The sequence below is a fragment of the Dietzia sp. UCD-THP genome, assembly GCF_000349585.1.
Taxonomy (GTDB): Bacteria; Actinomycetota; Actinomycetes; order Mycobacteriales; family Mycobacteriaceae; genus Dietzia; species Dietzia natronolimnaea_A.
In genome coordinates, this window is the sequence record NZ_KB714635.1 from 980 (window position 1) to 1,471 (window position 492).

General features: G+C 66.3%; 1 protein-coding gene. It reads left to right on the top strand.

What is annotated here, in order from left to right; genetic code table 11:
• Positions 1 to 213: 213 nt before the first annotated feature.
• Positions 214 to 492, top strand: a 279-nt coding sequence (locus tag H483_RS28370) for a hypothetical protein (protein ID WP_152427940.1), incomplete at its 3' end; no start/stop codon positions are given.

The window sequence follows — 492 nt, forward strand, 5'->3', positions numbered from 1 at the left end:
GCGGGATCGATCTTCTTCGGCTTGCCGCCGTCCTCCGGGACTCGAACCGGAGGATGGCGGAAAACCTGAGGCAGTAATCGGGCCGAAAGGCCGCCCGTCACAGCCCCTTATCCGTACTGTGAGGAACATCACAGTGATTCGCGTTTCGCTCTTTACGTCAACAGCGGTCAGGTCCGGGAAGTGCAGGGATGCGTGTACGTCTCGGAGGGCGTCGTGTCAGAGATCCAACCCACATCACAGATCATCGGCCGCGAGCCCGGTCTCGGGGTAGCGATGGGGCTCCTCGCCCGCCGCTGCGGGAGCGCTCTGATGGTGGCGCTCCTGGCGTTCGGAATGGCGCAGCCTGCGGTCGCTGACGCCCAACAGGGTGATCCCGGGTCGGCGGGATCGCTCGACGTGGCGGGCTCGTCACGAGCTCCCGACTGGGACTCGGTGCCGGCCGGCCCGCGCGAAGACGACTTCGGCACCGCCTTCCGTCGCTCACTGCTCAAC